This window comes from Plantimonas leprariae (genome assembly GCF_008802405.1).
In the GTDB taxonomy this organism is placed as follows: domain Bacteria; phylum Pseudomonadota; class Alphaproteobacteria; order Rhizobiales; family Rhizobiaceae; genus Plantimonas; species Plantimonas leprariae.
The window spans coordinates 41,788-56,296 of sequence record NZ_VZDO01000016.1 but is presented as its reverse complement, the minus strand read 5'-3'; the positions used below and the strand labels follow the sequence as shown (position 1 = coordinate 56,296).

The 14,509-nt window shown below is 66.9% G+C and carries 14 protein-coding genes; 11 read left to right on the top strand and 3 right to left on the bottom strand.

Annotation, left to right across the window (positions count from 1 at the left end; all coding sequences use genetic code 11):
- Positions 1 to 197 precede the first annotated feature (197 nt).
- Both F6X38_RS17920 and F6X38_RS17915 read right to left on the bottom strand, forming a co-directional pair.
- Positions 198 to 1,169, bottom strand: coding sequence for an AraC family transcriptional regulator (locus F6X38_RS17920; RefSeq protein ID WP_150972058.1), 972 nt, complete (start codon positions 1,167 to 1,169; stop codon positions 198 to 200).
- 371 nt (positions 1,170 to 1,540) lie between these two features.
- Entirely contained in the window at positions 1,541 to 2,692 is a 1,152-nt protein-coding gene (locus F6X38_RS17915) for an OprO/OprP family phosphate-selective porin (RefSeq protein ID WP_161992816.1), read from the bottom strand.
- 792 nt (positions 2,693 to 3,484) lie between these two features.
- On the opposite strand from F6X38_RS17915, the gene F6X38_RS17910 reads away from it, so the two are divergent.
- On the top strand, positions 3,485 to 4,444 hold the full coding sequence (locus F6X38_RS17910) for an ArdC family protein (protein ID WP_150972054.1): 960 nt from the start codon (positions 3,485 to 3,487) through the stop codon (positions 4,442 to 4,444).
- Positions 4,441 to 4,725 carry a hypothetical protein gene (locus tag F6X38_RS17905; RefSeq protein WP_150972052.1) on the top strand — a complete coding sequence of 95 codons (285 nt, stop codon included), beginning with the start codon at positions 4,441 to 4,443 and terminating at the stop codon, positions 4,723 to 4,725. The genes F6X38_RS17910 and F6X38_RS17905 overlap by 4 nt, the downstream gene beginning before the upstream one ends.
- Before the next feature lie 161 nt (positions 4,726 to 4,886).
- Here F6X38_RS17905 and F6X38_RS17900 read toward each other — a convergent pair whose 3' ends face one another.
- Complete coding sequence (locus F6X38_RS17900; RefSeq protein ID WP_161992815.1) at positions 4,887 to 5,876, bottom strand: LacI family DNA-binding transcriptional regulator; 990 nt, start codon at positions 5,874 to 5,876, stop codon at positions 4,887 to 4,889.
- 205 nt (positions 5,877 to 6,081) lie between these two features.
- Here F6X38_RS17900 and F6X38_RS17895 point away from each other — a divergent pair, with 205 nt between their 5' ends.
- The 9 genes from F6X38_RS17895 (at position 6,082) to F6X38_RS17855 (ending at position 14,390) form a co-directional block, all read left to right on the top strand.
- Positions 6,082 to 6,852 (top strand): sugar phosphate isomerase/epimerase family protein, encoded by a 771-nt coding sequence (locus F6X38_RS17895; RefSeq protein ID WP_150972049.1) that lies wholly within the window; start codon positions 6,082 to 6,084, stop codon positions 6,850 to 6,852.
- A 79-nt stretch (positions 6,853 to 6,931) separates the two neighbouring features.
- A complete protein-coding gene (locus tag F6X38_RS17890; protein ID WP_150972047.1) occupies positions 6,932 to 8,233 on the top strand; it encodes an ABC transporter substrate-binding protein in 1,302 nt (433 codons plus the stop codon).
- 9 nt (positions 8,234 to 8,242) lie between these two features.
- Entirely contained in the window at positions 8,243 to 9,190 is a 948-nt protein-coding gene (locus F6X38_RS17885; RefSeq protein ID WP_150972045.1) for a carbohydrate ABC transporter permease, read from the top strand.
- Positions 9,187 to 10,035: a carbohydrate ABC transporter permease gene (locus F6X38_RS17880; protein WP_150972043.1), complete on the top strand. Its 849-nt coding sequence runs from the start codon at positions 9,187 to 9,189 to the stop codon at positions 10,033 to 10,035. The genes F6X38_RS17885 and F6X38_RS17880 overlap by 4 nt, the downstream gene beginning before the upstream one ends.
- 25 nt (positions 10,036 to 10,060) lie before the next feature.
- The gene (locus F6X38_RS17875; RefSeq protein WP_150972041.1) at positions 10,061 to 10,501 is read left to right on the top strand and encodes a gluconate 2-dehydrogenase subunit 3 family protein; all 441 of its coding nucleotides are present in this window, start codon (positions 10,061 to 10,063) and stop codon (positions 10,499 to 10,501) included.
- Positions 10,498 to 12,147 (top strand): GMC family oxidoreductase, encoded by a 1,650-nt coding sequence (locus tag F6X38_RS17870; RefSeq protein WP_150972040.1) that lies wholly within the window; start codon positions 10,498 to 10,500, stop codon positions 12,145 to 12,147. The genes F6X38_RS17875 and F6X38_RS17870 overlap by 4 nt, the downstream gene beginning before the upstream one ends.
- Positions 12,144 to 12,692, top strand: a complete 549-nt coding sequence (locus tag F6X38_RS23990) for a TetR/AcrR family transcriptional regulator (protein WP_246191417.1) — start codon at positions 12,144 to 12,146, stop codon at positions 12,690 to 12,692. Before F6X38_RS17870 ends, F6X38_RS23990 begins: the two co-directional genes overlap by 4 nt.
- A 303-nt stretch (positions 12,693 to 12,995) precedes the next feature.
- Positions 12,996 to 13,574 carry a cupin domain-containing protein gene (locus F6X38_RS17860; RefSeq protein WP_150972038.1) on the top strand — a complete coding sequence of 193 codons (579 nt, stop codon included), beginning with the start codon at positions 12,996 to 12,998 and terminating at the stop codon, positions 13,572 to 13,574.
- Between the two features lie 135 nt (positions 13,575 to 13,709).
- Positions 13,710 to 14,390, top strand: a complete 681-nt coding sequence (locus tag F6X38_RS17855) for a class I SAM-dependent methyltransferase (protein WP_150972036.1) — start codon at positions 13,710 to 13,712, stop codon at positions 14,388 to 14,390.
- Positions 14,391 to 14,509 lie beyond the last annotated feature (119 nt).

Here is a 14,509-nt window from a genome sequence, read left to right as displayed (position 1 = left end):
GACGATCGGGTCAATGCCACCTGTGCGGTGGCTGAACTCAGCTGACAGAACGGCACTTGATCAAGGCAAGTTCCGGAGAGCAACCGGTTGCCGGCTATGGGAAAACGAGCCCTCTTTGCTTCGCTTGCCGAAGTTGGACGATGGGGCACGCTTTGTGGACGATAGGGCGCAAGCTGCCGGACAAGACCTTGTGTCCGTCAGGACGAGAGCGTTTCCGGCAGGAGCGTGTCCCGAACGCTCTCGGGCTCGCGCTCCTCCTGCCCGCCGACTTCGCGGTAGCGTTTGGGTTCGAGCCCGTACGCGGCCCGAAAGGCGCGCGAGAAATAGCTGCGGCTGGCATAGCCGATGCTCGTCGCGATGATGCCGACCGGCAGATCGGTGGTCGTCAGCAGTTGCGCGGCGAGCCGGAGCCGCACCTTGCCCACAAAGTCGATCGGCGTCTGCCGGAACGTCTGCGAGAAGCGTTCGGCGAACGCTGCCCGGCTCATGCCGGCGACCCGTGCCAGGCTCTCGACCGTGTGCGGGTTCGCTGGTCGCTCGACGACCGCGAGGACCGCCCGCGTCAGCCGCGGATCGCGCAAGGAAGCGGTGACGGGCGAGGTGTCGTCTGACATCAAGTGACGACGCAACAGAAGCACGAGGCACTGTTTCATCAGAGCTTCAGTCAGAGCCTGCGTGCCGACCGTGGGCCGTTCGATCTCGGCGCGCATCAAGGCAAAGGCGTTATCAAAACTGCGGTCGGCGGGAAGGTTCTCGATCAGCGGACCCTGCAGGGCGGCGAGCAGGCCGAGCGCACCGTCGTAGGTCGCCGGGATCATGCCGCAGACGAGCAGCGTGTCGCTGCTGCCGTCCCCGCCGGTGAACGTCACCAAGCCTTCGTGCTGGACGGCGCAACGCTCTTCGCCACGAACCTCGCCGACTGGCGTGTTTGGCTCGCCGATCGCGTGCGGCCGTCGGGCCGGAACGATGATGACGCTGCCCGCATAGAACGGCACCCAGGCGCCACCGTCGATCCGGACGCCGCCGCTGCCGTTCAGCACGTAGTGGACCGTGATCGCCTCGAACGGACCGAACGCCAAGCGCCAACCGCGCTGGATGCGGCACACCGAGGAAATGTGCAGCCGCACCGCCAGCGTGATCAACAGGCGGTCGAGGACGTCCCTGCTCACCTACGCTGCCCTCGATCGTAACCGAGGCGGTCTGACTGATTTCATCTGCATCAGCAGTACTCGCAAACGAGCCGTCGACTTGTGGATCGAGGGAAGCTTACCACCGCTAAGTAGGCAAGCCGTCTGTTCCCAATTCGAGCGTCGGCGTTGCGACCGTCGCCGCGACGCTGCTCGGCTGCCTACAGGATCTCTGGGCGTCTGCTTGGTCATCCCGCTTGCTCGCGGTCGCCTCTCCATGGCTGCTGCCTAGCGCTGGCGGAAGAGGAGGCAGTCGGCGCGGCCGGCGATTTTCGCCATCGATGGATCGCCGTGATGGAGCCCGCCTGAGGCGCGAAGCGGCGAGGCAAGTCGACGGCCGCGGGGCCGTAATCTCAGTAGGTAAACCAGAAGCGCAGCAGCGAGGCGTTGAAGTCGGCGCCGTCGTCCGGTCCATCCATTACCGCCGTGTAGGTGTGGCTCAGTGATACGCGCAGCTTTTCGGTCAGGTACCAGTTGAGGATGCCGGTGCCGGCGATCTCGGTGCCCGCGTCGGGTCCCGCATCGCTGAGGTCGAGGTAGTCGAGCCGGCCGCCGACCTCCAACGCGCCGAAGCCGTCCGGCCCGGCCGGCGCCTTTGGCTCGACCTTATCGAACGTGCCGGTGGAGCCGTCGTAGGTGCGGTGGTCGTCGGTCAGGAAGGCGAGCAGCCCGACATAGGCGCCGTGCAGGAACGGACTGCCTTTCTCGCGATCGTCGAGCGTCGCGAGCGTGTACTCGCTTTCCAGCGTGAAGCGGCCGACGCTCGCCGCGAGTTCGAGGTTCGCCGCCTCGTAGGACTCGACGGCGGTGAAGTCGCCGGTGGAGATCGTCGACACGTCGCTGAACAGGTCGAGGCCCGGATCTCCCGCGAACGACAGCGCCGGTTCCGGATCGAAGGTGCCGACGAGGCTGAGGCCGAGATGCACCGCCGCGTCGTCGGTGAGAACCGGCCCATAGGTCGCCCGTCCCATGACGCTCGTGCCTTGGCCAAACGGCTCGACGTTGACGTCGGTGCCGAAGACGCCGGCGCTGACGCTCCAGTTCCGCGCGCCGTAGAGGGCTGTCGCGCCGACCGTGGCGACGCCGAGATAGCCGCCCGGCTGCAGCGCAGAACTCTGGCTGTCTTCGTTGAAGAGGGCGGGGCGGGCGCTGGTGAGGTCCTGCAGCGAGAACAGCGCCTTCTGCTGCCCGACCTGCAGCGTCAGCTCGTCCGTCACCGCGTAGTTGAGGTAGCCGTAGACGACGGTCGGGTCCGGATCGGTCGCGAGGTCGAAGGTGAACTCGCCACCGAACCGGTCGAACTTGAAGTCGGTGTAGAGCCGCGCCCGGCGGTACTGGACGCGGGTGTCGTCGATGCCGTCCAGAAAGTCGTCCGGATCGGCGTCCGCGTGCCCGATCTCGAACTGAACGAAGGGCGCGAACATCACGTACCGATCGCCGGAACCGAAACGCAGCGGGTCCGGTCCCGAACCGGTATCCTCGGCCAGCGCTGCGCTGGCAGACATGCAGGCGCCGGCAAGCAGAGATATAGCGTACCGCACCGTTTCGGTTAAGGTTGCCGCTGCCACCGATGTCGATCTCATCCTGCCTCGCTGCCGAGCTTATGCGCAATGTCGGCAAACGAAGAAGGGTCTCAGCGGGTTGTCGGGCTTCTTTTGTTGGTCTGCCGGCGACTGGGAATGGCCCCGAGCATACGTGCCGATGCGAGCCTATGAGGCGGGGTGGATGGCAGTCGTCCGAACGTTGAGTGGTCGCCTGCTATGTCTGCTTTATGGAAGCTCGGGAATAGCGTTGAATGTCTTCAAGGGGTCGAAACCGGAAAGGCAGCTTTCCCGGCCAATCGACTGAAAGCTGCCGGGCGGCTTCCTCTCAAGATCAGAACTGGCATCGGCAGACTGCGCCAGCGTGCTACGTCGCGACATAGCCTGCATGCCGCAGCTGAAAACGCTCCCCCATCTGCGGCTCATGCAGCTGGTTCGGCGCTGGTTTCGACGCTGTATAGAAGAGAGGGGGAGATGGCCCGAAAGCTGGGCTCCGCCTGAGACCGCCCGCGCTCTCCCTAACCCCGCTGCCGTCCCCGTGCTCCCTGCCGCCGCTCCCGCCGCCGTACTCTTTGACGGCCTGACCGCCGTGTTCCGCACTGCTTTGCTTCCCCCTCTCTCACCAACAGCGGCACCCCAGATTCGGAGACCGGACACCACTCATTCCACCACCAACACCACAACTTCTCCCTCCCTCCGCGGAAGCGAGACCTACGACCGCCAAGCTCCGGCCGGCCGAAGGGAACCCGCACCGCCATGACCTGCAGCGTCTACTCCGCCGTCACCGCCACCATCCTCCAACAACTCGAAACCGCCGACCCCGCTACCTTCGTCTGCCCCTGGCACCGCCCTGGCGGCGCCGGCCTGCCGACCAACGCCCTGACCCGTCAGCCTTACCGCGGCATCAACATCCTGTCGCTCTGGTGCGGCGCGCGGCGATCCGCCTACGCCGACGACCGCTGGGCCACCTACCGGCAGTGGGCCGCCCTTGGCGCCCAGGTTCGTCGCGGCGAGAAGGGCACGTCTGTCATTTTCTACCGCGACCGCAACCCCAGTTCCGACGCCATCACTCCTGGCAGCAGCGCCGGCAACCAGCCGGGAAGAGGGCAGGACGCCTCCGCCGCTGCCGACGCCGACAAGACCAATGACACCGCCCGCTTCGTCGCCCGCGCCTCGACCGTTTTCAACATCGCCCAGGTCGACGGCTTCACCCCGAACGATCCCGCACCGCCGCCGGCCGAGCTCGATCCCACCCCGCGCTTCGACTCCTTCGTCGCCGCGACCGGTGCCGCCGTCTGCTTCGACAGCGACCACGCCGCCTACCTCCCCAGTGCCGATCTCATCCGCATGCCGCCGCGCCAGCTTTTTCTTGCCGCCGACGGTTACGCCGCAACGCTCGCCCACGAGCTCATCCACTGGACCGGCGCTCGCCACCGCCTCGACCGCGACCTCTCGATCCGCTTCGGTTCCAGAGCGTATGCGGCTGAAGAGCTCATTGCCGAGCTCGGCAGCGCCTTCGTCCTTGCCTCCCTCCAGCTCGCCGCAACGCCGCATCCGAACCACGCCGCCTACATGGCGAGTTGGCTGCCGCTCCTGCGCGCCGATCCGCGTGCCCTTGTCACCGCCGCCGCGCAAGCCTCCCGCGCCGCCGATTGGCTGACCACAATGGCGACAACGGACGCCTCCGCCGAACTCGTTAAGGGGGACGCCTCTTGACCCGTCCCGCCATCGCCATGTGGAAGCAGAGTTCGCGCCGCCGCCTGCAATTGTGGGAAGGCAACGGCCGGTTCGGCGAGCGGCTCTTCGCGACGCTCGACCGCCAGCCCAACGGTACCTGGCTCGGTAGCTACGGCGGCGAGCACGACCTCAGCTTCGTCACTCGCGAAGCCGGCATCGAGGCACTTAGCCGGCGCGCCGCCGCTGACCACGGTGTCGCGGTCTGGACCACAACCCGCATCATCGTCTCATACGCTTCATCCCAGCCCACTACCACGTGACGAGAAGGTTAGACGGAACATGGCGATGTAGAGCGCAAAGCGGTGAGCGCTTCTAAGCGGTTAGTCTCAGGAAGTGCTATTGCTTCGATCTTGCCTTTCGTTTCGACGGCCTTCAACGACAAGGTTTAGTCTAGATGTGCCGCCATTGGACAATTTTCGCTCTACGTGCACTGCGAGCTTCGCCGCAGGACGAGTTCGTGCGGCAGGATCTTGATGGACGCCTCGCCGTCGCCTTCGATGAGGCGTTTCAGACGGGCGACGGCGGCGACGGCCATCTCGCGCCTCGGCAGCCGCACAGTCGTCAACGGCGGATCGAAGACGGCGGAGAAGCCGAGATCGTCGAAGCCGGCGACCGCGATGTCTTCCGGCACGCGCAGGCCGCTCGCCTTCAGGGTCGTTACGAGCCCGTAGGCCGACTCGTCGTTGGTGCAGAACACCCCGTCGGGCCGCAGGTTCATCGCAAGGACATGGTGCGCGGCCGCTGCGCCGTCCTCCATGCGGAACCCGCTCTGCACGTAGAGGCCGTCGGCGCACAGGCCGCGATCCGCCAGTGCCGCCTCCCACCCTTTCCGCCGCGCGATGGCGACCGGCTCGGCCGGCGGCCCGCCGGCATGGACGATCCGCCGACAGCCGACGCCCGCGAGATGCGCCACCAGATCGTAGGCGGCCCGCCGCTCGTCGATCTCGACGCCGGCGATGCCGGTGCCGGGCGGCGTCGGGCTGAGGGTGCGCACGATCGGCAGATGGACTCCGGAGGCGATCCGCTCGGCGAGCTTGGGGGGACAATGGTCGGCCGTCAGCAGGACGCCGTCGATGCCGCCCGCCAGCAGCTCGTCGACGTAGCGGTCCGAACGGTGCAGGTCGACGCCGGTATGCGCGATCATGATGTCGTAGCCGCAGTCGTAGGCGGCTCGGTCGATGTGCATCAGAAGATCCGGGAAGTTCGGATTGGCGAGATCGGGGATCAGCACCAGCATCACGCGGCTGCGCTTCAGGCGCAGCGAGCGGGCGTGCCGGTTCGGCGCGTAGCCGGCGTCCTGGGCCGCGCGCGCGATGCGCTGCCGGGTTTCCTCGGGAATGCGCGGAGCGCCGGCCAGCGCTCGGCTGACCGTCGACGTGGAAACGCCGGCGAGCCGCGCGATGTCAGCCATCGTCGGCGCTTTCGCATTCGGTATTCGTGAGGGGTCCCGTCCCGGCATCTCGCATCGGCTGGCAAGCTTCTCGAGCCAGGCATACGGCGGCGCGGGATTGCGTGCAATCGATTGCGCTGCTAGCCTTCCATGCAATCGATTGCGCAAGCGTCGATCAGTGGAGACGGACCGGAAGGGCTCGCGTCCGGTCGCGGGAGGGAATGCGATGACGGCGCCGACCTTGTCGATCCAGCTCTATTCGCTTCGCTCTCTGGGCGGGTTGGAGCGCCAACTCGACGCGGCCGCCGCCGCGGGCTTCCGCTCGGTGGAGACGATCGGCAGCCATCTCGACGACGCCGGATCGCTGAAGCGGGCGCTGGCGGAGCGCGGCCTCGACGCGCCGAGCGGGCATGTCGGTATCGCGGCGCTTCGGCAGGACGCCGGCCGCGTCGCCGCGGCCGCCGGCGAGGTCGGGATCACGCAGCTCTTCATGCCGGCATTTCCCTCTGACGAGCGGAGCATGGACGCCGACGGCTGGACGCGGGCCGGCGCCGAACTCGGCGCGATCGCCGAGACCCTGCAGGCGCGAGGCGTCGCTCTCGGCTACCACAACCATCATTGGGAGTTCGCTCGCCTCGAAGGCGGCAAGCGCCCGTTGGACTGCTTGTTCGAGGGCGCGAAGGGCAGCCCACTGATCTGGCAGGCGGACATCGCCTGGATCGCCCGCGGCGGCGAGGACGCCGCCACCTGGCTGGCGAAGTATCGATCGGCTCTCGCCTCCGCCCACGTGAAGGACCAAGCGCCCGCCGGCGAGAACGAGGACGAGGACGGCTGGTGCGACGTCGGCGCCGGCACGCTCGATTGGCCGACGCTATGGGAGAAGGCGGCGGCCGACGGCGCGAAGCTCATGGTGGTGGAGCACGACAATCCGAAGGATCCGGCCGGCTTCGCCAGCCGCTCGTTCCGCTACCTCGAACGGTTCGAGCGGACGGGCTGAGAGAAGGTCTGGCGCCCGGCGGGAGGCCGGTGCCGTATCGAATTCGTGGAAAGTTTCGTTGAGGCGGGAGGAGCCGACGATGAAGCGCATATCGACACGCATGGGAATGGACCGCCGGTCGTTCCTTGGAACCTCCGCCGCGGCCTTGGCGGCGAGCCTCGCCGGCGGCAGGGCCTTCGCGCAGGGCGCCGAGCCGTTGACCTTCTGGGACATGGCGTGGGGTACCGGCCCGAACTACACGGAAGCCGCCCGCAAGCTCGCCGGCTCCTACAAGCCGGAAGGCGACGCGCTGGGCGTGCGCTACCAGTCGATCCCGTGGGCGAACTGGTACCAGACCTTTACCTCCGCCGCCGCGTCCGGCACGACGCCCGCGGTAAGTTCCGGCGCGGCCTTCCTGCCGTTCTACTTCCTGGAGGAAGGCGTCGCCGCCCCGGCGGACGATCTCGTGGCGCGGCTCGACAAGGAGGGCAAGAACGACTTCCTGCCCGGGCTTCTCGACGCGATGAAGACCGATGACGGCTATGCCGCGATTCCTTGGTCGCTGGACCTTCGCGTCGTCTGGTACCGGAAGTCGCTGCTGGAGAAGGCCGGTGCCGAACCGCCGACCGACTGGGACAGCTATGTCAAGGCCGGCGAGGCGCTGAAGAAGATCGGTCTCGTCGGGCTCGGCATGTCGGCCGGCAGCGCCACCACTGATGCGCAGCACACCGTTTCCGCCCTGATGATCAACAACGGTGGCGGCTTCTTCGCGCCGGACGGCTCGCTCGACTGCGTCACCGAACGCAACATCGAGACGCTCGACTTCATCAACGAGCTGGTGCGCAAGGGCATCATCGATCCCTATGCAGCGAGCTACACGTCGGACAACCTGAAGAGCGACTGGGCGGCGGGCCGCGTCGCAATGGGCTTCTCGCAGACAGGGCTCGACAAGATCCTGCCGGAGGACGCACGCAGCGACGCCGTGGTCGCCCATCCGATCAAGAGCCGGCGCGGCGATGTCGGCACCGTATCCTACATCAACCCGCTCTGGATGTTCACGACGACGCCCTCGCAGGAATCGTCCGAAGCCTTCCTCGCATGGTATCTCGACAACATGTCGGTGTTCTGGACGAGCGGTGTCAATCTCGACCTGCCGGTAAAGAAGAGCATCGCCGACCTGCCGGTGATTCAGAGCAACCCGAACCTCGTCGTCGCGGTGAACGAGTGGCAGCCGATCGGCAAGACCATCGGCGCGCAGGCGCCGCACGCCTTCGCGGCGCTGAACGCCGTCGACGGCGGCGCGGCGAGCGCGGCCTTCGTGCAGCAGATGGTGCAGGGGAAGACCAAGTCGCGCGACATGCTAGAAACGCTGGAAGCCAGCCTTCGCAAGGTCGTCCAGTAGCGCTCGCCGATGACAGAGGAGGCCGCGGGGACATTGCCGGGCGATGGGCGGCACATGGGGCGTTTCGCGCTTCGTCGACGCAGCGGCAGGAGCGTTCGTGCCGGGCAGCGCTCGGTGCTGGCCGGCCTCGCGTTGCCCTCGATCGTCCTGATGGCGGCGATCAATGCCTATCCGCTCGTCTTCGCTCTCGTGCAGTCCATGCACGGCGGCGGTCTCCTGCGTCTCGGCCGCTTCGTGGGCTTCAGGAACTACCTGAACGTCTTTGCCGACCCGGCCTTCTGGTCGGCGGCCACGTTCACGCTGATCTTCACGCTCTGCGGCGTGTTCGGCAGCTGGATCGTCGGCTTCGGCCTGGCGGTCCTGCTCAAACCCCGTTTCCCCGGCCGCAGCCTGTTCAAGGTGCTGCTGTTGCTGCCGTGGATCGTGCCGATCGTGGTGACCTCGATGAGCTGGAATTGGCTCGTCGCGACGCCCCGCAGTCTGCTGCCGTCCGTCATGGAGGGGTTCGGGCTTGGACCGGTAATGTTCCTCGCCAACCCGGCGATCGCCATGCTGACGGTCTGTCTGTTCAAGATCTGGATCAGCTACCCGTTCATGATGATGATGGGCGCGGCGGCGCTCGAGAGCATCGACAAGAGCATCTACGAGGCCGCGACGCTCGACGGGGCCACCCCGCGCCAGCAGCTCCGCCACATCGTTCTGCCGATGACGGCGCGATCGACCTTCATCAGTTGGATCCTGATGACGATGTTCTCCGTCAACGATTTCGCGACGATCTACCTTCTCACCGGCGGCGGCCCGGTGAACGCCACCACCTCGCTGATCGTCCTCGCCTACCGTTCGGTGTTCCAGGACTTCCTGCCGGGCTACGGCATCGCGATCTCGTTCGCGATGACGGCGGTGCTGGTCTGCCTGTCGCTGCTTCTGTTCCGGCAGGTGCGGAAGATGGACCTATGACGCTGGCGATTTCCGTGGCGAACCCAGCAGCGCGCCGCTCGCGGCGGCGGCGGGAATGGCTGCGCACCCTCGTCCTCCTCGCGATCACCCTCGTCCTCCTCGGACCGATCTTCGTGATCTTCGGTCTCGCCCTCAGGCCGCGCCTTTATTCGGCGCTGTCCGGTCCGACGCTCGACACCTTCGCCTACGTCCTGCGCAACACCGACATCCTTCTCTGGCTGCGCAACAGCCTCGGCGTGTCGCTCATCGCGACCGCCCTGTCGCTTCTCGTCGCCGCGCCGGCCGGCTACGTCCTGTCGCGCGGGCGCGGTCGGGTGGTCTCGCTCTATTCCACCGCGATCTTCGTCATCCAGAGCTTTCCGATCGTCGTCTTCGTGATTCCGATGTTCATCCTGCTCTCGAAGATCGGCCTCGTCGACACGCTGAGCGGCGTCGCGGTGATCTACGTCGCCTCCAGCGCGTCCGTCGCCTGCTGGATGATGGCGGCCTATTTCGACACGATCCCGACCGATCTGGAGGAGGCCGCCTGGATGGACGGCTGCGGCGTCTTCGGCGCGTTCCTGCGGATCGTCCTGCCCAACTCGCTGCCCGGCATCCTGTCGACCGCGATCTACGGCTTCCTCGTCGCCTGGAACGACTACCTAGTGGCGCTGGTCTTCCTGCGCACCGACAGCCGCTACACCCTGCCCGTCGGGCTGCAGACCTTCTTTCAGCAAAATCAGACCGATTGGGGACCGGTAATGGCCTGCGCGGTGATCATGCTCCTGCCCCCCGTCGTCATCTTCGCCTGCCTCAACCGCTTCTTCAGCGTCGGCGGCATTGGCGGCTCGCTTGCCGGACGCTGACGAGCAACCATCCGAGGAGGCCCGAATGGTCGAACAGAGCGAGCTTACGTTCCACGCCGACACCCTTCGCGCCGTGCTCGACCGCATCATCCCGGCCGACGACTGGCCCGGCGCGACCGAGGTCGGCGTCGACTGCTTCGTCCTAGCGCTCTGGCGCGACGGGCTGGTGCTGGAAGCGGCGGCGATCGTGGCGGGATTGGAGGCGATCGACCGCAACGCATCTGGGCTGTTCGCAAGCCTGTCGAGCGCGGAACGGGACCGGCTGCTGGCCGCCGTCGATCGCGAACCTTGGTTCCAGGCGCTGTGCGAGCTTGCGGCCGAGGGGTTCTACGCCGACCCCGGCAACGGCGCCAATCCTGACGCGGTGTCTTGGCGGATGATCGGCTACCGGCCGGGCCTGCCCGAAGGAGCGGACGGGCCGCCGGCAAATGCGCGCGACGCTGTCCGGGGAAAGCTGCGGGCATGACGAAGGCGGAATACGATGTCGTCGTGGTGGGCGCTGGAGCGGCGGGCGCGATCGCCGCCTGCGTCCTCGCCGAAGCGGGCCAGACGGTGCTCCTCGTCGAGCGCGGCCGGGTGCGCACCTACGGTGACAGCGGCCATCGCGACCACCTGCGCAACCACCGCCTCCAGGCCTACGGGTTCAATACCGGGCCCGACATCGAAGGCAATCCGCGCGTCTTCGTCGACCAGGCGGGCGAACGCCACGTCGTCAGGCCGCACGAGCCCGGCTACCACGTCAACGCCGCCGGGGTCGGGGGCGGGACTTTCGTCTACGGCGGCCTAGCCTGGCGGTTTCACCCGGACGATTTCCGCATGGCCTCGCTCTACGGCCGGCCGGCTGCCTCGTCGCTCACCGACTGGCCGTTCGGCTACGACGAGCTGGAGCCGTGGTACGAACGCGCCGAGCAGGAGATCGGCGTGTCCGGCGACGGTTCAGGCGACCGCAACGGCGGTCCGCGCCGGCGCGACTACCCGATGCCGCCGGTCGCGGCCAACCGCACCACGGCGCGGCTTGCGGCGGGAGCAGACGCGCTCGGCCTGTCGACCTTCGCGCCGCCGCTCCTCGTCAATACGGTGCCACGGGACGGACGGGACGCCTGCATCCGCTGCGGCTCCTGCGTCGGCTTTCCATGCCCGAGCGGCGCCAAGAACGGCACGCAGAACACCGCCTTGCCGCGGGCGCTCGCGACCGGTCGCTGCACGCTCCTTGTCGAGACCGTCGTCGAGGGGATCGCGACCGACGGGCGGGGAACGGTCGTCGGCGTCGACATCCTCACCGCGGACGGAGAATTCGCGCGACGGCGGGTCTCGACCCGCGCGGTGGTGCTGTCCGCTGGGGCGATCGAGAGCGCCCGCCTGCTGCTCATGACCCGGACGCGGCGCGAGCCGAACGGTCTTGGCAACAACGCCGATCAGGTCGGCCGCAATCTGCAGGGCCACTACTATCCGACCGTCTTCGGGCTGTTCGACGAGGACGTGCAGGACAGCCGCGGCCCGGGCGTCACCATCGCCACTACCGACTTCAACCACGGCAACGACGGCGTCGTCGGCGGCGCGATGCTGGCCGACGACTTCGTGATGCTGCCGATCATCCTGTGGAAGTCCGGCCTGCCGGACGACCTGCCGCGCTACGGTCTCGTCGCCAAGCGCTTCATGCGCGACAACTTCCGCCGCATCGCTCAGATCAAGGGTCCGGTGCACGAGATCCCGGACCCCGAATGCCGCGTCGCGCTCGACGGCGAGGTGCGCGACCGCTACGGCCGGCCGGTGGCGCGCCTGTCCGGCACCACGCATCCCGAAACCGTGCGAACCGCGGAATACATCCGCCGCAGGGCGGACGAGTGGATGCGGGCGGCGGGTGCCGTGCGCACCTGGAGTAAGCCGCCGCATCTCGCCCTGTCCGCCGGCCAGCATCAGGCCGGTACCTGCCGCATGGGCGACGACCCCGCTGTGTCGGTGACGGACCGTTTCGGCAAGGTCTGGGGTCACGAGAACCTCTACGTCTGCGACGCCTCGCTGCACCCGACCAACGGCGGCTACAACCCGGTGCTGACCGTGATGGCCTTGGCGTTTCGCAACGCCTCGTCGCTGGCGCAGGCGCTGAATTGAGGATCCGATCGAAGTCGCACGCCCATCCGCAAAACACGGAACGCGCCGGGGTCTCGGTCGGCACGCTCTACCAGTACTTTCCGAACAAGGAGGCGCTGCTGTTCGCGCTTCTCCAGCGCCACTTCGAGGCGATGGCGGAGGCCATCGAGCAGGTCTGCGTCGATGACACCCGGCGAGCGTTGTCCGATCTCGCCGACGGCATTGCCGACGCCTACGTTTCGGTGAAGGTCGCCCGTCCCGACGCGACGGTGGCTCTGTACCGCGTCGCTGGATCGATCGATCAGTTCAGGTTGTCGGTCGGTGTCTACAGGCGGCTCGAAGCTGCGGTGGTGCGGGTGCTGGGCAACGCCTTCGACGCGTCCTTCGCCGATCCGCAGCGGGTCGCGTTCACCCTTCTGTCCGCCCTGGCCGGCGTTTCGCGCGGCAGTTTCGGAGGACTGATCTCGGGGCCGGACGTTCTGGACAGACTACGCGCGGAAGCCCGACTGCTCGCGACTGTAGATAGGCGTGGGGTCTCAATGCCGATCGGCGTGATAAGCATTTGATCTCGCTAACCAGCAATCTTTGTGACCTCGGCGCCGATCCACACTTGATGCGGTCTCCTCGTTCGACCGCAAGTTTACCGACTGTCCATCGACGTCGTACGAAACGCGATTGACGTTGTCGAGCACCTGCTTGCACTCGATCTAACGCCCAACCTCATTGCGATATCGGCATGTACAATTTCTGCACCGATGCCGAGCGTTGCAGTTGTTACGATTGTCATGCGAATCGCGTCGCATGACACATACGCGTAGCCCACCTGCTGTTTCTGCCCGTTTAGATCGACCTTACCGGCAAGGAATGGCATGCCCTCCACATCCGAGACTGCACGAACCGTCGCCTTCGCGCGAGGAGCGAGCGTCGAGAACAGCCTGTTCTACATGGGCAGCCTGATGTCCGTTCTGGCCTCGACCGACGAGACGGGCGGAGCTTTCTCGTTGCTGGAATACCGGTCGCAGCCGGGGCACGAGCCGCCGCCGCACATCCACCTCGGACAGGACGAAATCCTCTACATTCTCGAAGGCGAGATCGAAGCGTACACCGCCGATCTGACGGCTGCCGTCGTGGGTGCTGGACAGTCGTTGTTCCTACCGCGCGATCAGGCCCACGCCTGGTACGTCACGAGCCCCAGGCTGCGGATGCTCATCATGACCAACCCGGCCGGAATCGACAGCTACTTCGCAACGATGGCCGAACCCGCAACCAGCCTGGAGCTGCCACCCGGCAGCGTCACCTACGTCATGGACGACCCCGCCCGCGCGATCGAGATCGGCGCTCGCCACGGTCTGCGGATCCTCACCCCCGACGAAACGCGCGAGTTGCTGCCAAACTATCCTGGCTTCGGCGCCACCGTGGCGGAGCGCCGTGCGGCAGCGGCAGCCTGAGGTCTCTTGGTGACGATCCTCGCGCGGCAACCCGGACGCCGCGCCGCACCTTCCAGCGTGGCGGGCGACGAGGCCGATGCCAGATGAGCCATAAGGTCGCGACACGCTGGTCGGTTCGTTTCGTGAAGGCGTTCGATGACGATCAACAACGACCGGCCGGGTTCGCATGCCGGGCAGGCGGTCTACTCGCCGGCGACGCTCGCCCTCTACGACGTCATGGTGCTCGGACTGTCCAACCGGTTCGTCTGGCGGTGCCCGACGGACCGGATCCTCTCCCTCTACGATCGAAGCGTCGCGGCGGATCATCTGGATATTGGGGTCGGCACCGGCTGGTATCTGGATCGCTGCCGCTTTCCGTCCTCCAGTCCGCGGATCGCGCTTCTCGACCTGAACGACGCGTCCCTCGATGCGGCGGCCGGCCGGATCGCCCGCTACGCACCGAGGCGCCGCCGCGCGGACGTGCTCCTGCCGCTGCCGACGGACCTTGGGTCCTTCGGTTCCATCGGTTTGAGCTATCTGCTGCACTGCCTGCCGGGCACCATGGCGGACAAGGCCGTCGCCTTCGACAACCTCGCGCCGCACCTCGCACCAGACGGCGTCGTGTTCGGTGCCACGCTCCTTTCCGCCGGCGTCGAGCGATCGGGGGCAGCCAAGACGTTGATGCGCTTCTATAACCGTCGCGGCATCTTTTCGAACGAGGGCGACGGCGCGGACGCGCTGCGTTCGGAACTGGAGGAGCGGTTCGAGCACGTCCTGATCAACTTCGTCGGATGCGCCGCCTTGTTCGAAGTGCGCCAGCTTAAGCGTCGGGCGTAGATCCCAGCGAGGTCCGGTCAGCTTGATACGAGCTGCAAGGACCGACGATCAGGCTCCGGCGGAGCGTTACTAAAGTAGCCGAGGAACCGTGCTCCGTGACGAAGTCGTAGCGGCCGTCC